General features: G+C 43.9%; 18 protein-coding genes and 1 other RNA gene. 18 read left to right on the top strand and 1 reads right to left on the bottom strand.

What is annotated here, in order from left to right; all coding sequences use genetic code 11:
* Window positions 1–59: 59 nt before the first annotated feature.
* The 4 genes from WMO37_RS10380 to WMO37_RS10365 all read left to right on the top strand — a co-directional run bounded on the left by WMO37_RS10380 (window position 60) and on the right by WMO37_RS10365 (window position 5,249).
* A complete protein-coding gene (locus WMO37_RS10380) occupies window positions 60–2,528 on the top strand; it encodes a glycogen/starch/alpha-glucan phosphorylase (RefSeq protein WP_227089818.1) in 2,469 nt (822 codons plus the stop codon).
* A gap of 179 nt (window positions 2,529–2,707) precedes the next feature.
* Window positions 2,708–3,664, top strand: coding sequence for a SpoIID/LytB domain-containing protein (locus tag WMO37_RS10375; RefSeq protein ID WP_227089819.1), 957 nt, complete (start codon window positions 2,708–2,710; stop codon window positions 3,662–3,664).
* 87 nt (window positions 3,665–3,751) lie between these two features.
* Window positions 3,752–4,579, top strand: coding sequence for a peptidoglycan DD-metalloendopeptidase family protein (locus tag WMO37_RS10370; RefSeq protein WP_349154966.1), 828 nt, complete (start codon window positions 3,752–3,754; stop codon window positions 4,577–4,579).
* Window positions 4,580–4,901: 322 nt separating this feature from the next.
* A complete protein-coding gene (locus WMO37_RS10365) occupies window positions 4,902–5,249 on the top strand; it encodes a hypothetical protein (protein ID WP_022433195.1) in 348 nt (115 codons plus the stop codon).
* Between the two features lie 99 nt (window positions 5,250–5,348).
* Here the strand turns inward: WMO37_RS10365 and trhA are convergent, their stop codons facing one another.
* The gene (gene trhA / locus WMO37_RS10360) at window positions 5,349–6,017 is read right to left on the bottom strand and encodes a PAQR family membrane homeostasis protein TrhA (RefSeq protein ID WP_022433194.1); all 669 of its coding nucleotides are present in this window, start codon (window positions 6,015–6,017) and stop codon (window positions 5,349–5,351) included.
* Window positions 6,018–6,636: 619 nt separating this feature from the next.
* Between trhA and gdhA the strand changes: the two genes are divergently transcribed.
* From gdhA to WMO37_RS10290, 14 genes are all read left to right on the top strand, one after another.
* On the top strand, window positions 6,637–7,983 hold the full coding sequence (gene gdhA, locus WMO37_RS10355; protein WP_349154965.1) for an NADP-specific glutamate dehydrogenase: 1,347 nt from the start codon (window positions 6,637–6,639) through the stop codon (window positions 7,981–7,983).
* A 59-nt stretch (window positions 7,984–8,042) separates the two neighbouring features.
* A complete protein-coding gene (locus WMO37_RS10350; RefSeq protein WP_349154964.1) occupies window positions 8,043–8,249 on the top strand; it encodes a hypothetical protein in 207 nt (68 codons plus the stop codon).
* A gap of 20 nt (window positions 8,250–8,269) precedes the next feature.
* Window positions 8,270–8,962 carry a flavodoxin family protein gene (locus tag WMO37_RS10345; protein ID WP_349154963.1) on the top strand — a complete coding sequence of 231 codons (693 nt, stop codon included), beginning with the start codon at window positions 8,270–8,272 and terminating at the stop codon, window positions 8,960–8,962.
* 77 nt (window positions 8,963–9,039) lie between these two features.
* Window positions 9,040–10,170 carry a 2-aminoethylphosphonate aminotransferase gene (locus WMO37_RS10340; RefSeq protein ID WP_022433190.1) on the top strand — a complete coding sequence of 377 codons (1,131 nt, stop codon included), beginning with the start codon at window positions 9,040–9,042 and terminating at the stop codon, window positions 10,168–10,170.
* 21 nt (window positions 10,171–10,191) lie between these two features.
* A complete protein-coding gene (aepX, locus tag WMO37_RS10335) occupies window positions 10,192–11,487 on the top strand; it encodes a phosphoenolpyruvate mutase (protein WP_022433189.1) in 1,296 nt (431 codons plus the stop codon).
* Window positions 11,488–11,510: 23 nt separating this feature from the next.
* Window positions 11,511–12,230 carry an NTP transferase domain-containing protein gene (locus tag WMO37_RS10330; RefSeq protein WP_022433188.1) on the top strand — a complete coding sequence of 240 codons (720 nt, stop codon included), beginning with the start codon at window positions 11,511–11,513 and terminating at the stop codon, window positions 12,228–12,230.
* A gap of 25 nt (window positions 12,231–12,255) precedes the next feature.
* A complete protein-coding gene (gene aepY, locus WMO37_RS10325; RefSeq protein ID WP_349154962.1) occupies window positions 12,256–13,383 on the top strand; it encodes a phosphonopyruvate decarboxylase in 1,128 nt (375 codons plus the stop codon).
* A gap of 41 nt (window positions 13,384–13,424) precedes the next feature.
* Window positions 13,425–13,687, top strand: an RNA gene (gene ffs, locus WMO37_RS10320) — signal recognition particle sRNA large type.
* A gap of 160 nt (window positions 13,688–13,847) precedes the next feature.
* A complete protein-coding gene (gene dnaX / locus WMO37_RS10315; protein WP_349154977.1) occupies window positions 13,848–15,542 on the top strand; it encodes a DNA polymerase III subunit gamma/tau in 1,695 nt (564 codons plus the stop codon).
* A complete protein-coding gene (locus WMO37_RS10310; protein WP_022433185.1) occupies window positions 15,542–15,892 on the top strand; it encodes a YbaB/EbfC family nucleoid-associated protein in 351 nt (116 codons plus the stop codon). The genes dnaX and WMO37_RS10310 overlap by 1 nt, the downstream gene beginning before the upstream one ends.
* Window positions 15,892–16,488 (top strand): recombination mediator RecR, encoded by a 597-nt coding sequence (recR, locus tag WMO37_RS10305; protein ID WP_022433184.1) that lies wholly within the window; start codon window positions 15,892–15,894, stop codon window positions 16,486–16,488. Before WMO37_RS10310 ends, recR begins: the two co-directional genes overlap by 1 nt.
* Window positions 16,489–16,494: 6 nt before the next feature.
* A complete protein-coding gene (locus tag WMO37_RS10300; RefSeq protein WP_022433183.1) occupies window positions 16,495–17,991 on the top strand; it encodes a hypothetical protein in 1,497 nt (498 codons plus the stop codon).
* A complete protein-coding gene (locus tag WMO37_RS10295) occupies window positions 17,991–18,719 on the top strand; it encodes a DUF6063 family protein (protein ID WP_022433182.1) in 729 nt (242 codons plus the stop codon). Before WMO37_RS10300 ends, WMO37_RS10295 begins: the two co-directional genes overlap by 1 nt.
* A complete protein-coding gene (locus tag WMO37_RS10290; protein ID WP_349154961.1) occupies window positions 18,706–23,262 on the top strand; it encodes a hypothetical protein in 4,557 nt (1,518 codons plus the stop codon). Before WMO37_RS10295 ends, WMO37_RS10290 begins: the two co-directional genes overlap by 14 nt.
* Window positions 23,263–23,276 lie beyond the last annotated feature (14 nt).

Here is a 23,276-nt window from a genome sequence, read left to right as displayed (position 1 = left end):
GGTATATTATTACTTTCTTAAAGAAAAGACAGAAACTTTTTGTGAGCGGAGGGACGCAGATGGTTAGAACAAATACTTTTAACAAAGAGGAATTTAAAAAGGATATTAAGGATAATTGTAAGCTTCTGTATCGTAAGAATATCGATGAATGTGATGATCAGCAGAAGTTTCAGGCAGTTGCGTATTCTGTCAAGAATATTATCATTGATAAATGGATTGCAACCCACAAGGAATATGAAAAGCAGGATGTTAAAATTGTCTGCTATATGTCTATGGAATTTCTGATGGGCCGTGCGCTCGGCAACAACATGATTAACCTCATGGCATACGATGAGATTAAAGAAGTGCTTGCAGAGCTTGGCATTGATATTAATGTGATTGAAGATCAGGAACCGGATGCAGCACTTGGTAACGGCGGTCTGGGACGTCTTGCAGCGTGCTTTTTGGATTCTTTGGCAACACTGGAATATCCGGCATACGGCTGTGGCATCCGTTACAGATACGGTATGTTTAAGCAGGAGATTAAGGACGGCTATCAGATTGAAGTGCCGGATAACTGGTTAAAAGACGGTAATCCGTTTGAAATTAAGCGTGACGAATATCGTTATGAAGTAAAATTCGGCGGCTATGTACGTTCTTACCGTGATGAAAAGACCGGCAGAGATATGTTTGTACAGGAAGATTACCGTTCTGTCATTGCAGTACCGTATGACCTTCCGGTAGTTGGCTACGGCAACAATACCGTGAATACATTAAGAATCTGGGATGCAGAGCCGGTCAATACCTTTAATCTGAACTCTTTTGATAAGGGTGATTACCAGAAGGCGATTGAGGAAGAAAACCTTGCAAAGAATATTGTCGAAGTGCTTTATCCGAATGATAACCATTATGCAGGTAAGGAGCTGCGTTTAAAACAGCAGTATTTCTTTGTGTCAGCCAGCGTCCAGAGAGCGGTAGACCAGTATAAGAAGCACCACGACGACTGCAGAAAGCTTTATGAAAAAGTTACATTCCAGTTAAATGATACCCACCCGACCGTTGCGGTTGCGGAACTGATGCGTATCCTTATGGATGAAGAAGGCTTAGAGTGGGATGAAGCATGGGACGTAACGACAAAGACCGTTGCATATACCAACCATACGATTATGTCAGAAGCGCTTGAAAAATGGCCGTTAGAGCTGTTCTCAAGACTGCTTCCTAGAATTTATCAGATTGTTGAAGAAATTAACAGAAGATTTGTTGAAGAAATCAAGACAAAATATCCGGGCGACCAGGAAAAAATCCGCAAGATGGCAATCATTTATGACGGACAGGTCAAAATGGCACACCTTGCAATCTGCGCAGGCTACTCTGTAAACGGTGTTGCTAAGCTCCATACAGAGATTCTTGAAAAGCAGGAATTAAAGGATTTCTATGAAATGATGCCGCAGAAGTTTAACAATAAGACCAACGGTATTACACAGAGAAGATTTCTCTTACACGGCAATCCGCTGTTATCCGCATGGATTACGGATAAGATTGGCGATGCATGGGTAACAGACCTGCCGCAGTTAAAGAAGCTGCTTCCGTATGTGGATGATGAAAAGGCACAGCAGGAATTTATGCAGATTAAGAGAAAGAACAAGGTCCGTCTGGCAAAATATATCAAAGAACATAACGGCATTGATGTAGACCCGGATTCCATCTTTGACGTACAGGTAAAGCGTCTGCATGAATACAAGCGCCAGCTGCTGAATATTCTGCATGTAATGTATCTGTATAATGAATTAAAGAAAAATCCGGATATGGATATGACACCGAGAACATTTATTTTCGGCGCAAAGGCAGCCGCCGGATACAGGATTGCGAAGCTTACGATTAAGCTGATTAACAATGTGGCAGATGTGATTAACAACGATGCTTCCATCAACGGAAAGATTAAGGTTGTATTTATTGAAAACTACCGTGTATCCAATGGTGAAATCATCTTTGCGGCAGCCGATGTCAGCGAGCAGATTTCAACGGCTTCTAAGGAGGCTTCCGGTACGGGTAACATGAAGTTTATGTTAAACGGTGCGATGACACTCGGAACAATGGACGGTGCCAATGTTGAAATCGTTCAGGAAGTCGGCATTGAAAATGCAGTGATTTTTGGTCTGAGTTCAGATGAAGTTATCCGCTATGAGAATGAAGGCGGCTATGACCCGATGGAAATCTTTAACAATGATCAGGCGGTCCGTGAGATTTTAACAGAGCTGATTAACGGTAAATATTCACCGGAAGACCCTGAGATGTTCCGTGATATTTACAATTCACTGCTGAGTAACCAGGGCGGAAGACGTGCAGATACGTACTTTATCTTAAAAGATTTCCGTTCTTATGCAGAAGCACAGAAACAGATTGATGCCCGTTATAAGAACAGCGCAGGCTGGGCGAAATCCGTGATGTTAAATGTTGCCAATGCAGGTAAGTTCTCATCCGACAGAACGATTGAAGAATATGTATCTGATATCTGGAAGTTAAAGAAAGTCCACGTTCCGATGAACTAAATGGAAGTGTTGATAAATCATGCAGGTCTGTGACCGGATATAAAAATGATTATAAACGGAATTGTGCAGGCAGTCCGGAAAAGTAAATCTTTCCCGGTTGTCTGTACATTTTTTTTGATTTCTTTCATAAACTGTTATAGCAGACCTTAAAAGGTTTACGGAAAGAGATGGAAAACGCGATGAACCGGACAAGAATTTTTTTAAGAAATAAAGCCGCCGTACTGACAGCAGTGATTCTCATAGACCTGCTTGTGCCGTATGCCGTAACAGCCACCGTGACAGGCAGAATTGAGCAGAATGTGTCGGAAAGCGTAATACAGGGCAGGAAAGTCATTATACAGTATAAAAATGCCACGCAGGCGGTGGATTTGAATCAGTTTATTGTGATGGTGCTTGCGGCACGGTTTGACAAATCGCAGGAAATTGAAGTATTAAAAGCGGAAAGTGTCATGGTGCGTACCGATATTTACCGGGTGATGGGAGCGGCGATGCAGGCGGACAGTACAAGCCTTGGTCTGGAATTTTTCACCGAAAAGCAGATGAAGGCATCATGGCAGGAAAATTATGAAAGTAATTATGCGTTGATTGCAGACTGTGTGGCATCAACCGGCAGCAGTGTTTTGATGTATCAGAATGCATATATTGAGGCAAAATATACAGCAGTCAGTGCCGGAAAGACGTTGTCCGGGAGTGAGATTTCAGAAGAAAAATATGCGTATCTTGCGGCGGTGGACTGCCCGGAGGATATTAAAAGCACAGATTATTTAAGGGTAGAAACATTTACGTATAAAGACTTTGTCAAAAAGATAAAAAGCGGCTATGAGCAGGCAGGGCTGCACGAAGAAGCGCCATTTCAGGATATTCAGATTGTGTCGAAAACCGACAGCGGTTATGTGACCAAAATACAGGCAGGCAATGTCATTATGAGCGGAACGGAATTTGCAAAAATTCTGGGTTTATCGTCTGCGGCAATGACGATTGAAAACAGTAACGGCAAGATTAAAATTACGACAAAAGGCTTAGGTGATGGTATGGGTGTAAGCCTTTATACCGCAGATTTTATGGCAAAACAAGGCAGTTCTTACGAGCAGATTTTAAAGGCATTTTACAGTGGAATTACCATTGTTTCACAGTAATCAGACGTATAGTTTGATGAAAACTGGCAATCATATTAACATCAAAGGTCAGTCAGATATCTGGCGGAAAAAGGAATGGAGGTTCATATGAAAGACAGTGGATTCAAACTGAATAAAGAAAAAGTCTTTGGCACAATCATATCATTTGCTATTATTCTGACACTTGGATACGGAATTTATTCGGTGGCGGTCAATTCCGGACGAAAAGAAAATCAGGAAAATATCGTCAACTTAAATGAATCTGGACAGGATAATGTAGCACTTCGGACAGAAGATGTAACACAGGAATATTCTGACATTTTACAGGTGCCGGAAAAGACAGACGGCAGTGATGATGCGGAAGCTGCCAATGCCGGTGCAAAGGCAGAAGGACTTTCTGCCGCGCAGGAAAATATCACAACCGGTAAGGAAGCACAAGGAACAGACACGGCAGAGGAATCGCAGGAATCACAGGCGGCAAAGACTTCTGCCAAGGCAAATCCGGCTGCGGCGTACTCTTTTGATGAAAGTGATACGCTGATGTGGCCAGTAACCGGCGATATTGTTTTAAAATACAGCATGGATACGACCATTTATTTTAAAACACTTGGAATGTATAAATGTAATCCGGCAGTCAGTATTGCGGCAGAAGCGGGAACCAATGTCGGTGTGGCAGCAGACGGCGTTGTGGAATCCGTAACTTACAGTGAAGAAACGGGAAATACCGTGGCAGTAGCAATCGGTGACGGTTATGTGACAACGTATGGACTGATAGATAATGTGGTGGTAAAAAAAGGCGACACGGTTGTGGCAGGACAGCTTTTGGGAACGGTATCCGACCCGACAGCATATTATGTAGAAGAAGGCCCGAATCTGTATTTTATGCTGACAAAGGACGGCGAACCGGTAGACCCGGCGGCGTATTTTGAAGACTAGTATGCAAAGGATAAGAAAATAAAGCGCCTTTAAAATTCACACAAAAAGCAAAGCAATAAAATCAGCCATATGGCAGGAATGGAATTTAAGTGGGTAGATAAAGGTACGCGGGCGCTTGTATTATAGATTGTGGGAGGTTTCAGACATAACAGTCGGAAGCCTCCTTTTGTTACGCTGCCTGTACGGGAAAGCAGATTTGTAAAAAGACAGACGGAATATGCAGCGTGGGACTTGTAAAAGGGGATTGCAGGCGGGTATAATAAAACGAAAAGAAAAGGAACATGGATAATAAATGAATAAGAAACTTAAAGGAGAAAGCATAATGAAAAATAAAAGTGTACCGGGGTACAAGCGTGTATTCGCGTGGATGATTGCGGTATTTGCAATGGTGATTCCGTGGATTTCGTATTTAAGAATCTGGAAACTGACAGATGCGCAGGCAGATGTCTTTGAAAATTACAATGGATATGTGTTTGATTTCTTTTTGTATTACAGGGAAGTCCTGCTTGTGGTTATGGCAGTCGTCCTGCTGGCAGTGATGATTGGTGAAAAATTAAATGATTATGGCTGGTGGTATATCAGAAACGGTGCATTGGATTTGACGTACAATGGACCGGCAGATAACCAGTATGGAACATGGAATGTTGTAAACGGACATGTAGAGGTTTAAAGCTGAAATAAAATTCAGATAAACAGCGGAATAAAGTAAAAAGAATGATATACGGAAATTATGAGAATTCTCAAAAAACGTATATCATTCTTTTTTGTTTTAAGCCAGCGGAAGAACCGCAACATATTCAAACATCATAATAAAATGGCAGATGCTGCCTGCCATAACAAATAGATGAAAAATTTCGTGTGAACCGAAGTATTTGTGATGTGCGTTAAAAATGGGAAGCTTTAATGCGTAAATAATACCGCCCACCGTATAAATAATACCGCCCGCAAGCAGCCAGTTAAATGCGGCAGCAGGCAGGGAATTTAAAATCTGTGTAAATGCAAGGACACAGACCCAGCCCATGGCAATGTATAACACAGAAGAAACCCATTTCGGACATGTAACCCAGCAAAGCTTAAAAATAATGCCGAGAATCGCAATGCTCCAGACCAGTGCCAGCAGCATAAGCCCTGTGCGGCCATGCAGGACAATCAGGCAGATTGGCGTATAAGAACCGGCAATCAGTACAAAAATCATGCAGTGGTCGAGTTTCTTTAAAATTTTATTCGTGCGTTCAGACAAATCAAAAGTGTGATAAGTTGTGCTTGCCGCATACAGCAGAATCATGCTCACAATAAAAATACTTAAAGAAATGACATGAACGGTATCCGGAGCGCGCATGGCACGCAGAATCAGCGGTGTTGCGGCAAACATTGCCATCAGCATACCGATAAAATGAGTAATGGCACTTCCGGGGTCTTTTAATTTAAAATGTTTCATAATTTCCTCCAATCTCCGAGTACACTGTATTTCCATTATTTTAATGGATTTTTCGTGTTCGGCATGTCCTGATATTTTTATGTTTTGACATATACATTATAAAATATTATATGCACTGGTATTTAAAATAATCACATGTAGTATTGAATACTACATATCGATGTAATGATAATACATCAGCGCTTTTTAAAATGCAATCCTTTTTTCAAAAATTTCAAAAATCCGGTTCGGATTTTAAGATTGTCTTATTGATACAGAAAAAACGCGCAAAACCGCCCATAAATTCCCTTAATTTTATTAAACAATAACCGGCAGAAAGTAAAGAAAACAAAGAAGAAAAACTTTAGAAAACTTAACCAAATACGGGGGATGTGCCGGATGTTCACAAACATGGATTTATTTTCATTAAATTTGAGTTTCCAAACCTTTCACAAATTAAGGAAAAATTTAAAAAGAAAAAATTATCGAACAAACAAAGAAAAGGTTATTGACTTCTTTTTTTGACAAGTCTAACATACGCAGTGTTTTCGGAAACGGCTTTTTCATTTTGTAAAAACACGGGGTTGCCGACGGGCATCGTGCAGGATTAAAAAAATTTAGGTTTCGGAGGTAATGTCTGATGGCATATGTAGATGAAGTAATCAAGGAAGTATCTGAAAAAAACAGTAATGAGCAGGAGTTTATCCAGGCAGTGACAGAAGTATTGGAATCTTTAAGACCAGTTGTAGAAGCAGATGACCGTTATGAAAAAAATGCAATTTTAGAGCGTATGTGTGAGCCGGAACGAATCGTTTCCTTCCGCGTACCGTGGGTGGACGATGCAGGAAAGGTTCAGGTAAACAGAGGCTTCCGCGCACAGTTTAACAGTGCAATCGGTCCGTACAAGGGCGGAATCAGACTTCATCCCAGTGTCAATCAGAGTATTATCAAATTTTTAGGTTTTGAACAGACTTTTAAAAATTCACTGACAGGACTGCCTATCGGCGGCGGCAAGGGCGGCAGTGATTTCAATCCAAAGGGGAAATCAGACGGCGAGATTATGCGGTTCTGTCAGTCCTTTATGACAGAGCTTTACAGATACATCGGACCGGATACGGACTGTCCGGCAGGCGACATCGGCTGCGGTTCCAAAGAAATCGGTTATATGTTCGGTATGTATAAAAGAATTGTCGGCGGTTATAAAAACGGTGCGTTATCCGGCAAGGGCATTCCTTACGGCGGCAGTCTTGGGAGAAATGAAGCAACCGGTTACGGCGCTGTTTATTTTACGGAAGAATTATTTGAATCTATCGGAAAGAAGCTTGCCGGTACAACATTTGCATTATCGGGCTTCGGCAATGTGTCATGGGGTGTTGCAAAGAAATTAAATGAACTGGGCGCAAAAGTCGTTTCTATTTCAGGACCGGACGGATACATTTATGATAAAGACGGCATCAGCGGGGAAAAAGTGGATTATATGGTAGAAATGAGAGGTTCCCTGCGTGACCGTTGTGAAGATTATGCCGACAGATTCGGTGTGGAATTCCATGCTGGCGAGAAACCGTGGGGACGTGTAAAGGCAGATGTGTATATGCCTTGTGCAACACAGAACGAAATCGGATTGGAAGATGCAAAGCGCATGATAGAGGAGGGTACATCAAAGCTTTTAATCGAAGTTGCCAACATGCCGACCAAAGCAGAAGCCGTTGAAGAACTGCAAAAAGCAGGATTTATGATTGCACCGTCAAAGGCAGTTAATGCAGGCGGTGTTGCCGTATCTGCCCTTGAAATGAGCCAGAATGCCATGAAGCTTTCATGGACGGAAGAAGAGGTTGATGAAAAGTTAAAAAAGATTATGAAGAATATTTTTAACAACATCGACAGTGCGGCAAAGAAATACGGCATGGACGGAAACCTCATTGCAGGCGCGAATATTGCAGGATTTTTAAAAGTTGCGGAAGCCATGCTTGACGAGGGTATTTTCTAAAAAAGACTTTTAAAAACCGGAAATCGTCGAAAATCATAAAATACACAGGGAGAATTCAGATGAAGGCAGATTACTTGGAATTTAAGGATAAATGCATACAATTGCTTACCGAAATTGATTTTTTAAATCAGGTGCAGATGACAAAGGAAGAAATTTTATCGGTTCTTGCAGGCTGTCGTTTAGAAGAAGCATATGATGCACTTTTAATCCGTTCGGAACAGGTAAGCTGCCGGGACACACCTTTGCAGAGGCAACCGGCTCGTTAAAAAACCAGACAAAAAATGCAATGCACAGAAACCTTTCATTAAAAGAAGCTTTTTTTGCCAATGCAGGAGAGGCGGTTTGTCATGCACTGGAATACGCAGACGGGCGTACTCCGGCACACACAGACGGACCGGCACGCCTGCTGTGCATTTATGCGGGCAATAAACAAAAGAGCAATACCTGTTTATTCTGGAAGCTGTTACGCAAGTTCCTTCCCGAAGATAAAATTGTAATCCGTGAAATCAATCTAAGAAACGGGGAAGTTGCAGACTGTCTTGGCTGTCCGTTTGAGGTCTGCCTGCATTACAGTGAAAAGGGTTCGTGTTTTTACGGCGGTGTCATGGTGGAACAGGTCTATCCGGCACTGCTTGAAAGTGATGCGCTCATGATACTCAGTCCAAATTACAACGACTCGGTCAGCGCAAATATTATGGCATTTATCAACCGTCTGACCGCATTGTACCGGAAGGTCGATTTTAAGGACAAGCTGCTGTTTTCCATTGTCGTATCCGGCTACAGCGGTTCGGATATCTTAGCGGAACAGCTGATTAGCTCCCTTCATTTTAACAAAGGCTTTGCGCTTCCTGCCCATGCAATCCGGATGCTCACGGCAAATGACCCCGGAGAGATTTTGTCCTGTAAGGATATTGAAAAGGAAGCCGCCGTCTATGCAGAACGTATTAAAAAAAATTTATATACATTTAATAAAAACTGATGTATAATAAAATGTACGATTCAAAAATCACCTATATATTACTTATGTAAAAATGCTTTTACAAAAGGAGTAAGACAATGAATATTAAAAGAAATATTTTGCTGAATGCCGGACCGTCTACAACGACCGATACGGTAAAAATGGCACAGGTTGTACCGGATATCTGTCCGCGTGAAAAAGAATTTGCTTCTATGATGAAGGATTTACGCGCAGATTTATTAAAGACGGTACATGCAGACCCACAGCAGTATACATCAGTTTTATTCTGTGGTTCAGGTACATTAAACATTGATGTGTGTTTGAATTCACTGCTTCCGGCAGATAAAAAGGTGCTGGTAGTCAACAACGGCGCATATAGCACCCGTGCCGTGGAAATTTGTGAATATTACGGACTGCCGCATATCAATCTGCAGTTCCCGGTACTGGAACGTCCTGATTTGGATGTGGTACGAAAGACACTGGAAGAAAATCCGGACATTGCGCTGGTATACACCACACACAATGAAACAGGAACCGGTATTTTAAATCCAATCCGTGAAATCGGTGCATTGGCACACGAATTCGGTGCGGTATTTATCGTTGATACGACCTCCACACTGGCAATGCGCCCGATTGATGTGCAGAAAGACAATATCGATTTCTGTATGGCATCGGCACAAAAGGGATTGATGGCGATGACAGGTCTTTCCTTTATAATAGGAAGAAAAGACATTATCGAAGCTTCAAAAGACTATCCGAAGCGTTCGTATTACTGTAATCTGTATTTACAGTACCATTTCTTTGAAAAAACAGGAGAAATGCATTTTACACCGCCGGTACAGACAATTTATGCAACAATACAGGCATTAAAAGAGTATTTTGCGGAAGGCGAAGAAGCCAAGTGGGCAAGACATACCCGCGTCTTTAATGCAATCCACAAAGGACTGGACGAGCTGGGATTTAAAGATGCCGTTAAGAGAGAATGGCAGGCAGGTCTTGTAGTATCGCCGATTTATCCGGACGACCCGAACTGGGATTTTGAGAAGGTTCATGATTACTGTTATGAGCGTGGATATACGATTTATCCGGGTAAGATTTCTACAACGAACACCTTCCGTCTGTGCGCTTTAGGTGCGATTGACGAGGACGACATCACGGCATTTTTCAAGGTATTCCGTGAGGCACTGGAACATTACAATATTGCGATTCCGGTTGTATATAATGATTAATAGAAAGAAAGAGAGAAACAGATGAAAAAAGTATACGCATGTTTTTGTACCGATGTGATTCATGAGGGACATTTAAACATTATCAACAAAGCAAAAGAATATGGCGAACTGGTTGTCGGTATTTTAAGTGATGAGGCAATGATCCGCTACAACCGTTTTCCGACGATCGGTTTTGAAGAAAGAGTGGCATTGTTTAAGAATCTGGAAGGTGTCAGTGAAGTCGTAATCCAGCATGATATTATGTATGATAAGATTATTGAAGAAGTAAAGCCGGATTATGTCATTCACGGTGACAACTGGAAAGAAGGTCCGGAAGCGGCAATCCGTGCCAATGTCATTGAAGTATTAGAAAAGAACGGCGGCGAATTAATCGAAGTGCCGTATACTTATAATGAAAATGTAAAGCGTGTTGATGACCGCTTAAAAGAAAAACTGGCGATGCCGGAATTCAGAAGAAAACGTTTAAGACAGCTCATTAAAATGCGTCCGATTGTAAAGACGATTGAAGTACACAGCGGTTTAACCGGTCTGATTGCGGAAAAGACAGTTGTGGAAAATGATGGTGAATTTGACCAGTTTGATGCAATGTGGATTAGTTCCCTCTGCGATTCAACTGCTAAAGGAAAGCCGGATATTGAACTGGTAGACATGACTTCAAGATGCAGAACAATCGATGATGTCATGGAAGTTACAACAAAGCCGATTATTTTTGACGGAGATACAGGCGGACTGACAGAGCATTTTGTATATCTTGTGCGCACACTCGAACGTATGGGTGTTTCAGCCATTATTATCGAAGATAAGACCGGTTTAAAGAAAAACTCCCTGTTTGGTACGGAAGTAGCACAGACACAGGATACAATTGAGAATTTCAGCGCCAAGATTGCCGCAGGCAAGAAGGTACAGCTGACAGATGACTTTATGATTATTGCGCGTATTGAGAGTCTGATTTTAGAGCAGGGTATGGAGGATGCGTTAAACAGAGCCAGAGCGTTCCGTGATGCAGGCGCTGATGGCATTATGATTCACAGCCGTAAGAAGGATCCGGCAGAAATTCTGGAATTCTGCGATAAATTCCGTGCAGAGGATAAGGAAACACCAATTGTGGTTGTTCCGTCTTCATTTAATACAATTACGGAAGCAGAACTGGCAGAACACGGTGTTAATATCGTTATTTACGCAAACCAGCTGACAAGAAGTGCATTCCCGGCGATGGAACAGACTGCCAAGGATATTTTAAAGTATCATCGTGCAAAAGAAGTGGACAGCCGTTTAATGCCGATTAAGCAGATTCTGACATTAATTGATGAACTGTAAGCTTTTTTGAAAGGATAAGGGAAATGGAAATCGCAATTTTAATGGCGGCGGGCATGGGTACACGCATGCGCCCGCTGACCGATGTTACGCCGAAGCCGCTTGTAAAGGTACACGGCACATCAATGATTGAAACGATTATGAAGGGGCTGGAACGCAGAAACGTATCAAAGATTTACGTTGTTGTTGGATACAAAAAAGAGCAGTTTGCATATCTGGCAGAAAAATATGACAACGTGGAACTGATTGAAAATACGGAATTTGAAACGATTAACAATATTTCGTCTATTCATGCGGCAAGAAAAGTTATGGGAACGGCAGACTGCTTTATCTGTGAAGCGGATTTGTATATTTCGGATTTATCTATTTTTGATGCAGAACTTTCACGTTCCTGCTATTATGGCAAAATGGTTCCGGGTTTTTCCGATGACTGGGTGTTTGACTGGGATGGAGAACGTATTACACGTGTCGGAAAAGAAGGGACAGACCGTTATAACATGGTCGGCGTTTCCTATTTTAAGAAAGCAGATGCGGCAGTTATCCGCGATGCCATTGATGCAGCATATGAAAAGCCGGGTTATGAGGGCTTATACTGGGATGAAATTGTAGACCGGCAGTTAGATAAGTTAAACCTTGACATTCATCCGGTTGAAAAAGAGCAGATTGTTGAAATTGACTCTGTGGCAGAGCTGGCAGTGATTGATGAAAGCTACCGTGAGGTATTGGAAAAAATGCAGGCAGAATAGGTCTGTATCAGAATGGAGATAAAAAATGCAGGTTCAGAAGTTTGTTGAAATTATCGGTGCAGAGTTTTATGCAGGTGTACCGGATTCACAGTTAAAAGCACTGTGCAACTATTTAATAAATACATATGGGATAGATTCCCGACATCATGTGATTGCCGCAAATGAAGGAAATGCGGCGGCGCTGGCGGCAGGATACCATCTGGCAACAGGAAAGGTGCCGGTTGTCTATATGCAGAATTCCGGCGAAGGAAATATTATCAATCCGGTGGCATCACTTTTAAACGACAAAGTGTATGCAATTCCGATGATTTTTGTTGTGGGCTGGAGAGGAGAACCGGGGGTTCATGACGAGCCGCAGCACATTTATCAGGGTGAAGTAACGATAAAACTGCTTGAAGATATGGATATCAAGCCATTTATCGTAGGAAAAGAAACTACAGAAGAAGAATTAAAGGCTGCCATGGATGACTTTAAAACTGTGCTTGCACAGGGAAAAGATGCTGCCTTTGTAATCCGCAAGGGTGCGCTCTCTTATGATGAAAAGGTTGTTTATAAAAATGACAATACGATGATGCGTGAAGATATTATCCGCCATATTACAGACGTTTCCGGAGAAGACCCGGTGATTTCCACAACAGGAAAGGCAAGCCGTGAGTTATTTGAAATCCGTGAAGCAAAGAAGATGAGCCATAAATATGATTTCCTGACAGTCGGTTCCATGGGACACAGCTCATCAATTGCACTCGGTGTTGCAGAAAGTATGCCGGATACAAAAATCTGGTGTATCGACGGTGATGGTGCCGTGCTGATGCACATGGGAGCTATGGCACTGCTCGGAGCGAATGCGCCAAAAAATATGGTGCACGTTCTGATTAATAACGGCGCACACGAAACGGTTGGCGGCATGCCGACTGTCGGCGGTAATATTGACTGGATTGGTGTGGCAAAATCATGCGGCTATCCGAATGCAGTATCCGTAGATACGTTTGAAGCACTTGATGAGGCTTTAAAGGCAGCGAAAAACCGCGGCGAATTAAGCCTGATTGAAGTGAAATGTTCTATCGGTGCAAGAGAGGACCTTGGACGTCCGACGACAACAGCGCTTGAAAATAAAGAAAATTTCATGGCGTATTTAAAAGAGTTAAAGGGTTGACAATCTTGACAATCCGGGCCATAAAAGGTATAATCAAAGAACCGCGCAGCCGGGGCATTAGCGGCGCCTTGTACCTGCAATCCGCTATAGCAGGGGTGATATCGGGCCGAGGGCAGTTTTCTGTAGAGCTGCCCGGTATAAGTGGTGTTGACGTCTGGGTCTTTCGCAACAGGAATTCATGAACCATGTCAGGTCAGGAATGAAGCAGCATTAAGTGAAACCTCCTGTGTGCCGGAAGGGTGCCTGGGCCGAGCTAACTGTACCGGTAACGTCTGTGGACAGCTGTACGACGTCCGGTGCGCGGTTTTATGATGAGAATTGTTTTCGTCAGCACATATTATATGTAACACATATTACGTGTAACACATAGTATGTGGTGGCTTTTTTTACATTTATAAAGTAAAAGCAGTTCGCAGCGGTATTTTTAGAAAAGCGCCGTCCGTGGCGGCAGAATGAGAGAAAATATGGCATATCAGGCATTATATAGAAAATGGCGTCCTTTGGAATTTGAAGATGTCAAAGGACAGGAACATATTGTTACAACATTAAAAAATCAGATACGGGCAGACAGAATCGGGCATGCGTACCTTTTCTGCGGAACGCGCGGAACCGGTAAGACAACCGTGGCAAAGATTTTTGCAAAGGCGGTCAACTGCGAGCATCCGGTGGACGGCAGTCCGTGCGGGGAATGTCCGACCTGTAAGGCGATTGCCGAAGGGCGTTCCATGAATGTCATTGAAATCGATGCCGCATCGAATAACGGTGTTGACAATATTCGTGAAATCCGTGACGAAGTCCAGTATTCACCGACGGAGGGCAGGTATAAGGTTTATATCATCGATGAAGTGCATATGCTTTCCATAGGGGCATTTAATGCACTGTTAAAAACACTGGAAGAACCGCCTGCATACGTTATTTTTATTCTGGCGACAACGGAGGCACATAAGATACCGGTTACGATTCTGTCGCGCTGCCAGCGCTATGATTTCCACCGCATTTCTATTGAAACGATTGCAGGTCGGTTATCGCAGCTGATGGAAGCGGAACATATCAATGTCGAAGAAAAGGCAATCCGGTATGTTGCCAAGGCGGCGGACGGTTCCATGCGAGATGCGTTAAGTCTGTTAGACCAGTGCATCGCCTTTTACCTCGGACAGGATTTAAAGTATGAAAATGTGTTAGAGGTGCTTGGTGCGGTGGACACGGCGGTATTTGCCGAAATGCTGTCGTACATTTTAAAGGCGGATACGTATGCGTGCATGCAGCTTTTAGAGCAGATTATTATGCAGGGCAGGGATTTAGGACAGTTTGTCAGTGACTTTGTATGGTATTTAAGAAATCTGCTGCTTGTAAAGACAACGGATGATGAAGCGAAGGCGGAAGACATTATCGATGTTTCGGCAGATAATTTAGAGCAGTTAAAAAAAGACAGTAAACAGGTCGATGTCGATACACTGATGCGCTATATCCGCGTGCTGTCGGAGCTGGCAAATGAGCTGAAATTCTCAACACAGAAGCGTATTAAAGTCGAAGTGACACTCATTAAGCTGACGCGTCCGGCGATGGAACAGCGGCAGGATATGGGCGATGTGATAAGCCGCATCACCCTGCTTGAGCAGGAAATGCAGGAAGCCATGGAAGCGTTAAAAAACGGCGTGGCGGCAGGTACTCCGTTTGCGGCAGGTACACAGGGCATAAGCGGTATGGCAGATATAGCGGGTGCGGCAGGCAATGCCAGCAGCTATGCAGGCAATGCCAGCGGCTATGCAGCAGGCATGGCAGTGTCCCAGCCGGTACAAAAGCGCGTAATAGAGGCAATGCCGGAGGATATTAAGCAGCTGGCAAAGCAGTGGGACTCCATTGTCCATTCGATTGAAGAACCGCTAAAGCGCACCCATTTATTAAATTCACATGTAACGCTTGCAGAGGATGGGCAGAGTCTGGAACTGATGACGTCTTCCCCGACAGCCTATGAGCTGTTTTCAAGGGAAGATGACAAGGCAGAACTGGTTGCGCTCATTGAGGAGCGGACAGGAATCCATGTGAATCTGATTGTTACAAAGCTACAGGATGGAGAAGATTTTCAAAATCGATTTACAGATATCAGAGAATCCGTTAATATGGAAATAGAAGTAGATGATAAGGAGGAATATATCTAATGGCAAAAAGAGGTGGATTTCCGGGAGGTATGCCGGGCAACATGAACAATCTGATGAAGCAGGCACAGAAAATGCAGAAGCAGATGGAAACACAGCAGGCAGAGCTGGAAGCAAAGGAATTCAGTGCGGCAGCAGGCGGCGGTGTTGTAGAAGTAACCGTTACCGGTAAAAGAGAGGTTACAAAGGTCAAGATTGACCCGGAAGCCGTAGATCCGGATGATGTAGAAATGTTAGAAGATTTAATTATGGCAGCAACCAACGAAGCACTCCGCAAGTGTGAAGAAGAATCACAGGCGCAGATGTCTAAGATTACCGGAGGACTTTCAGGACTGACAGGAGGCCTGTTCTAATGGACATTTACAGCGGTCATATGAACAAGTTAATAGAACAGCTGTCGAGATTACCAGGGGTTGGGGCAAAAAGCGCCCAGCGCCTGGCATTTCACATTATAAATATGCCAAAAGAAGAAGTTGAGGGACTGGCATCTGCCATGACGGATGCCAAAGCGCATATTAAATACTGTAAAGAATGTTTTACGCTGACAGATGATGAAATCTGCCCGATCTGTGCCAATGAAAAGCGCGACCACAGTACGATTATGGTGGTGGAACAGACACGCGATATGGCGGCATATGAAAAGACCGGAAAGTATGAGGGTGTCTATCATGTACTGCACGGTGCAATCAGCCCGATGCTTGGCATCGGTCCGTCCGACATTAAGTTAAAGGAACTGATGAAACGGCTCGAAGGCGATGTGCAGGAAGTCATCATTGCAACCAATTCAAGTCTTGAGGGTGAAACGACAGCGATGTATATCAGCCGCCTGATTAAGCCGACAGGCATTAAAGTAACCCGCATTGCAAGCGGTGTGCCGGTTGGCGGCGATTTGGAATATATCGACGAAGTGACACTGCTGCGTGCATTGGACGGCAGAACGGAATTGTAGGATACTATGTTAAACGATATTATTACAGAACACAAAGAGCGTATGCTCAATCTCAAAAAATATTATCCTTTTTTTAAGCTGATGGATGTATCCTTTGCCCAGTTTCAGGAAGGCAGATATGAAATGCTGGACATGGGATATATTGTCATGGGGATTCTGCGCTTTTTTATTGAGGAGAATAACTTTAAAGAAAAGGACGTCACTTACCCGGAATATCTGGACTTTATTACATCATTGCTCAAACGGGACTTTGGGCTGAATCTTTCAGCACAGGAATACAAAGAACTTGCCGATTACATTTTCGATAAAATTAAAAATGAAGGCAGACCGTTTACATTTCCATATTATGATCCTATTGAAAAGAAAAAATGTATTTCACGTATCAAGGTACTGGAAAGTGCCATCCGTGACCATACGGTATGGTATTCCATCAGTTCCGATGCAATTGAATTCTATCTGGATACGAAAGAAATTAAAGAAGAAAGCAGAATCAGTGTGCAGCAGCTGCTCTTAGAAAAAATGATACAGGCACAGAATTTTCAGGGCGGCAAAGATGTGATTGTGCGGATTAATGAAGAAGTGGCACGCCTACAGCGCAGAAAAAATGAGATTATGGAATTGCTCGGCAAAGATGTCTTTGCGGGGATTGAAGCGTATGAAGATTTTGTCCATACGGGTATGCGCTGGTTTGATGAAGAAGAAAAGCTGTTTAAGAAAAATAAAGATTTTATCGAGGGTGCGCTTGCAAAGATGGAAGCCGAACCGGTACAGTCGGAGAGCTATTACCGTACTTTAAAGGAGATTTACGAGCTGGACAGCCAGTTACAGATAGCCATGACAAGGCACGGACAGCTTTTATCGGCATGTACACAGATGCAGCAGATGACAGAAGAAGCCGTGAAGCGGGCAAAACTCGGACGGTTAAGAAGCCATATCCATTTTGGGGCGCTTCTGACAGATTTAATCCGCAGCGACAATGCGGGATTGTTAGAACAGCTTTTGTCACCGGTATTACTGCCGCATATAAAGAAGCGGTTTACGCTGGATTCACTTGACGAGGCACTGACCGTGAAGCCAAAGCAGGCAGAAGCGGCGGAGAAAGTAGAAGAAGAACCGCCGCAGGAAATTCAGTTTGCAGATGAAATGGAAGATCAGCGTATTCGTAAAAACTATACATTTTTAATGAATAATCTGCTGGCGGCATTTGAAAAGAGAGATACGTTTACGCTTTCGGAATTTGGCGCGGCAATGAGCAGAATGTATTCGCCGGATATTTTAAAAAATGCGGATTACTATTCCTTTTTTGTCAACCTGTGTCAGAAACAGGAGTATGTCATCGGCGGTCAGACGGAAAACGAGAGTTTTCTCGATGACATTTTAAGCGGCGCATTTGCAGACCGTGAACCGGTACATTTTACGATTACGCCAAAATCCGCAGGAGCGCAGGACGAACAGCCAATGGAACAGTCTGAACTGGTGTTTGAACGGAAGGGAACAAAGTAATGGAAAGCAGAAATATAGAAAAGGCACTGGAAATATCCGCAAAACTGGCGGCGGGGGAAACGGTAAGCGAGCAGGGGACAAATGCTGCCCTGTATCAGGAATACAGTACCAACCCGGAAGTGTATGATATGGTATTGTTGTCGTTAAAGAAAATGGAACTTTCGGTTTATGAATATAATAATTCGCTGTTTGCCGCGCCAAAAGCGCACGGCAGCCTGTTTGGCTACAGCAATGAAGCGCTGCGCCGGGAGCTGGGACTGCGTACCAACGGCGAACTCTATCTGGCGTATTTTATCATCTATAATATTATTATGGAGTTTTATACGGATACCATCAGTGCAACGTATGCCGAATTTGTCCGCGTGGAAGACATTGTCCGCAAGGTGGACGATACAACGGCAGGCATTGTGGATAAGAAAAACGGCTTTGTTTTAAGTGAAATTGAGGAAAACAGCTTCCGCAGCCTTGCGTTAAGCTGGGACAGCCTGCCGGCGGCAACCGTGGAATTGTCGGAATTAAGGGCGGCGAAGAATTCCAAGTCGGGTTTTGTAAAGCTGGTCTGCAACTTTTTAGTCAGCCAGCAGTTATTAAGTGACAATCAGGAGCGGTACTATCCGACAGACCGTTTCCGCGCAGTTGTTGAAAATTATTTTGACGAATCCAGAGGAAGAATCATGGAATTGTTAGACCAGTCAGGAGAGGAGAGGGACGAACATGCCGCAGATTAACAGAATCCGTGTAAATAATGTAAAATACAATTTCGGTACGCAGTATTACGATGACTTTATGATGCGTTTTCACTGCCGTAACACGATTTATGACCTTGCAAACGGCGGCGGAAAGAGTCTTTTAATGCTGCTGCTGCTTCAAAATGTGATTCCGAACTGTACGCTTGATGAAAAACAGCCGGTTGAAAAGCTGTTCCGTCCGGGCGGCGGCAATACAGTGATCCACTCATTGATTGAATGGAAGTTAGATGCCGCTAACAACGACGGCTATAAATATATGACAACGGGATTCTGCGCAAGAAAGGCAAAGGATACGGAAGCAGACGGCACGGAAGCGGACGGCATATCCGGGCGTTTTTCTGCGGCAGAAGAAGCACCGGCGGGACGTGACAATGCCAGCGTGGAATATTTTAACTACTGTATTTTTTACCGGGAGTTTGGTGAAAACGATATTAAAAATCTGCCGCTGACAAAAAACGGGGAGCGCATTACTTATAATGGTTTAAAGCAGTATCTGCGGGAGCTTGAACATAATGATTTCCACGTTTCGGTAAAAATATTTGACCGAAAGGGCGAATATCAGAGTTTTATCAGCAAGTATGGGCTGTATGAGAGCGAATGGGAAATTATCCGCGGCATCAATAAGACCGAAGGACATGTAAGAACATATTTTGAAACCAATTATAAGACAAGCCGTAAAGTTGTAGAGGATTTATTAATAGAAGAAATCATCCAGAAATCTTTCCACAATAAGCTGGCAGTGGGCAATGACGAAGGTCAGATGGCACAGACACTGCTTGATATTAAGGATACGCTTGCAAGACTGTCAAAGAAAAATGCACAGATTACCAATTATGATAAACAGATGGAGCTGCTCGATGCTTTTTCAGAGTATATTCTGGGATACCGCTCTTTATATGAAGAAAAGGGAAATCTGCGGGGACAGCTGTTAAAGCTGCTTATGCAGTGCAGACAAAATCTGTCGGGATACCGCGCGCAGGAAGAAAAGCAGAAGGACGAACTGCTTCATTTACAGGAAGAATTATTAAAACAACAGCGCATGATCCAGACTGCCGAGGTGCTTACAGAACAGGCTTCCCTTGCGGGAATGGAAGAACTGATTGCTGCAAATGAGAAGAAGCGGGCATATTTTAAGGAACAGGAAGAACACTTAAAAAGGCAGATGGAAGAAACGGAAAGTCTGGTAGAATACCGCGAATATTTACAGTATCAGAAGCTCTACGATGAACTTTTGGCAGCCATTGCGGCAAACGGACAAACGGATGAAGAACTGACAAAACAGCTCTATGCACTGGCAGCGGTGATTGTGCCACAGCTTGTACAGAAAAAGAATGCTGCTGGTGAAGAATTGCAGAATGCAGAAACACAGTACCGGGCGTGTCAGAAAGAAGCGGCACAGGCAAAGGCAGATTATCAGGAATTACTGGGCGGGGCTGCGGCGGCAGAACAGATTGCAGTGCATACTGCCAAAGAGATTGAACAGGCAGAAAAAGAACTGGGTGCCTGTATGGAAAAGGCAGGAATCCTTGTGATGGAAAAGGCAGGCGAAGAATACAGTGCCTGCACACAGAAAATTAAAGAACAGGAAGAACAGCTTTTACAGACCGAGGGACAGCTTTCACAGGTGGAAGCACTGCTTTCAAAGGGCAGACAGCAGCAGGCATCCTGCCGTGCGCGGATTGAACTGCTGACAGAACAGTTAGGACAGGCGGAAACCAAAAAAGAACAGGAACAGAAAGAAAAGCAGCAGCTTTTACAGTTAAAGGCCGTCTATGGGGAACAGGATACCCGCCGGGCATGCCGCGTTGTATTGGATAACCACCGCAGACTGGAAGCGGAATGTGAGCAGCTTACCGCTGACTGTACGCAGCTTACGCAGTTCCTTGAGAATATGAAGCACGGGATATTCAGTGCGGGCGGAAGACACCGGGAGAAGGTAAAAAGCTATCTTTCAGGACGGTACGGAGAAGATGTAAAAGAAGGCAGCGAGTGGCTTTCGGGGCTTTCGGAAGATGAAAGAAAACAGGTGCTTGCCGCATTCCCATATGCCGAGTATGCATTTATTGTTGAAAACGATTTTTCAAGAATCAAAGAAGACCCGGTGCTTGCGGACTTTGGCAGAAGTGCCTATGTGATTCCGGTATTGTCTGCACAGGCGGCAAAAGCACAGCTTACGGCAGAAAATGAACAGTATGTTGTATATGCCAGAAAGGATATGGCATTTTTAAAGGATGAAAAGCTGCGCGGGCGGGAAGAAAAGCTGGCGCAGGAAGAACTGGCGGCGGCACAGGAAAAACTGGTCAGACTGACCGACAGAAAAGAAATTGTCTGGAATGACTACGTGCGCATACAGGAACTTTCAAAGCTGGAAGAAGAACCGGCAAAGAAAGAGTTTGAAGCGCTGTCTGTGCGTTTAGAGGAACTGCAAAAGGAAGCACAGCGTTTACAGGAAGAAATGGAACAGGAGGAAGCCCTGCGTAAAAAAGGCCGGGAGCGGAAAGCACAGGTGCAGGAAAAGCTGGCACAAAACCGGGAGCGGTATCCATACGTGCAAAAGTGCGCAAAACTGGCAGAGAGTCTTCTTGTACAGTACCGTGAAAAGCAGGAATACACGCAGAGGGCGGCAGATGCAAAGCAGGAACAGCTCTTAAAAGAGCAGGAAATGCAGGCGCAGGAAAAAGCAGAACAGACCGCCTTACAGCGCAAAAATGCACTGGCAGAAGAATATGACCGTCTGCAAAGCCGTCTTGACAAGCGTTATCAGGCATATATAAGCGTGGAAGCCGACGGCGGACAGTCCGCAGGAATTCATGTGCTGCAGTCAGCGGCGGATGGCAGTGCGGTAGCAGGGTTAGCGGATGCTGACGGACATGCGCTGTCATTAGAACAGCTGGAGAACCGCTTTGCGGGAGTGAAAAAGGCATTGGATGAAAAAAATGCCGATGTGCATGATAAAGAAGAATTATTAAGACATTACCGTGCGGCAATGGGAAAATGCAGTACGGCAATTGCACGCCGCCATTTTACAATGGAAGAACTTGCGGCAAAAGAGGCACAGGGAGAAGCTGTCCCAAATCCGGATGATGCGCTCCGTGCGCTTGAGCAGGAACGTGAGCAGGCGGTACAGCAGGAAAAAGCGGCAGCAGAAGAACTGGAAGCGCAGAATGCATTAATGAACCGTCTGCAGGGAAGTATTGCACACGGAAAGAGCCAGATTGAAGAAAAGTACGGTGCTTTTGAAGCGTTTGACTGTGATAACCCGGAGCAGTTCATTGTACAGCATAAAAATTATAAGGACAGCATTGCAGGACAGATCAAAGAACTGGAAAAAGAGCAGAAACGCCAGACAGAAAAAATGCAGGATTTCCTCGTAATGGAAAAGGATTTGTCAAGAATTGTTGCCAAAGCGGGCATTGAAGTGCCGGAAGCGTCAGAAACGGAAAATGCAGATACCATGGCAGGACAGCCGGAGGATACAGACATAAATGTAGCAGATTTTTCGGGCTATGAAACGGTACAGAAAGAATTTGAAAAGCTGTGTGCGCTTGAGGTGCGCAAGCTGGAAGAATTTTTAAAGAAAAAGGATAAGCTGACGGAAGAACTGACGGCATGTGATGCAAAAGAACTGGCATTGGAGATTAAAATGTCGGTTCATGTGCCAAAGGACATTGAAGCCGTGAAGCAGTTAAAGTCCAGACTTTCCGAAACCAATACGCTGATTGCACTGGAAAAAGAGCGCGTATCCAAAGGGATTTCCGATATGGAGCGTATCAAGGATAACTTTGAAAACCGGTGTGTCCAGATTTGCTGTAATATCAAGACGGAACTTGACCGCCTGCCAAAGCTTTCAAGCATTACGATGGATAATGAGGTTATTTCTATTATCGGGCTGTCCGTACCGTATGCCAAGGAATCCGATTATAAGGAAAGAATGGCGGCATACATTGACGAAACGGTCCTGATGGCGGAAAGCTTTGACAATACACAGGAGCGGTTAAAATATATCCGCAACCGGTTAAGCTGGAAACGCCTTTTTGCCGTGATTGTAACCGATATGAACGCCATCCGCGTAAGTCTTTATAAAAGAGAGCGCATGAAAGACCAGAGCCGGTATCTGCGGTATGAAGAAGCAGTGGGTTCAACCGGACAGTCACAGGGTATTTATATTCAGTTTTTAATTGCGGTAATTCATTATATTTCAAGTATCAATGCGCCGGCAGACAGTGCGGGTGTACTGGGCAAGACCATTTTTATTGATAATCCGTTCGGTGCGGCAAAGGATATTTATATCTGGGAGCCGATTTTTAAGCTGTTAAAGACTAACCACGTGCAGCTCATTGTTCCGGCACGAGGTGCAACCCCGGCGATTACGGGAAGATTTGATGTCAATTACATTTTAGGACAGAAGCTTGTACATAACCGGCAGCAGACGGTTGTTGTCGATTACTACAGTCGTACAAAAAATGAGGAACTTGAATATACGCGCATGGATTATGAGCAGGCAGTATTCGACTTTATATAGGCGCTATAGGCAAA

Origin of the sequence: Lachnospira intestinalis, from assembly GCF_040095895.1 — a bacterium.
Classification (GTDB): Bacteria; Bacillota; Clostridia; order Lachnospirales; family Lachnospiraceae; genus Lachnospira; species Lachnospira intestinalis.
This window is presented reverse-complemented; position numbering and strand designations above follow the sequence as displayed.

Coding starts and splice junctions, on each gene's coding strand:
- recR (WP_022433184.1), top strand. CDS start 15,892: ATGGACATTTACAGCGGTCATATGAACAAGTTAATAGAACAGCTGTCG.
- aepX (WP_022433189.1), top strand. CDS start 10,192: ATGAAAAAAGTATACGCATGTTTTTGTACCGATGTGATTCATGAGGGA.
- WMO37_RS10365 (WP_022433195.1), top strand. CDS start 4,902: ATGAAAAATAAAAGTGTACCGGGGTACAAGCGTGTATTCGCGTGGATG.
- WMO37_RS10340 (WP_022433190.1), top strand. CDS start 9,040: ATGAATATTAAAAGAAATATTTTGCTGAATGCCGGACCGTCTACAACG.
- WMO37_RS10380 (WP_227089818.1), top strand. CDS start 60: ATGGTTAGAACAAATACTTTTAACAAAGAGGAATTTAAAAAGGATATT.
- WMO37_RS10375 (WP_227089819.1), top strand. CDS start 2,708: ATGAACCGGACAAGAATTTTTTTAAGAAATAAAGCCGCCGTACTGACA.
- trhA (WP_022433194.1), bottom strand. CDS start 6,017: ATGAAACATTTTAAATTAAAAGACCCCGGAAGTGCCATTACTCATTTT.
- WMO37_RS10300 (WP_022433183.1), top strand. CDS start 16,495: ATGTTAAACGATATTATTACAGAACACAAAGAGCGTATGCTCAATCTC.
- aepY (WP_349154962.1), top strand. CDS start 12,256: ATGCAGGTTCAGAAGTTTGTTGAAATTATCGGTGCAGAGTTTTATGCA.
- WMO37_RS10330 (WP_022433188.1), top strand. CDS start 11,511: ATGGAAATCGCAATTTTAATGGCGGCGGGCATGGGTACACGCATGCGC.
- WMO37_RS10290 (WP_349154961.1), top strand. CDS start 18,706: ATGCCGCAGATTAACAGAATCCGTGTAAATAATGTAAAATACAATTTC.
- WMO37_RS10310 (WP_022433185.1), top strand. CDS start 15,542: ATGGCAAAAAGAGGTGGATTTCCGGGAGGTATGCCGGGCAACATGAAC.
- WMO37_RS10295 (WP_022433182.1), top strand. CDS start 17,991: ATGGAAAGCAGAAATATAGAAAAGGCACTGGAAATATCCGCAAAACTG.
- WMO37_RS10370 (WP_349154966.1), top strand. CDS start 3,752: ATGAAAGACAGTGGATTCAAACTGAATAAAGAAAAAGTCTTTGGCACA.
- gdhA (WP_349154965.1), top strand. CDS start 6,637: ATGGCATATGTAGATGAAGTAATCAAGGAAGTATCTGAAAAAAACAGT.
- WMO37_RS10345 (WP_349154963.1), top strand. CDS start 8,270: ATGCACAGAAACCTTTCATTAAAAGAAGCTTTTTTTGCCAATGCAGGA.
- dnaX (WP_349154977.1), top strand. CDS start 13,848: ATGGCATATCAGGCATTATATAGAAAATGGCGTCCTTTGGAATTTGAA.
- WMO37_RS10350 (WP_349154964.1), top strand. CDS start 8,043: ATGAAGGCAGATTACTTGGAATTTAAGGATAAATGCATACAATTGCTT.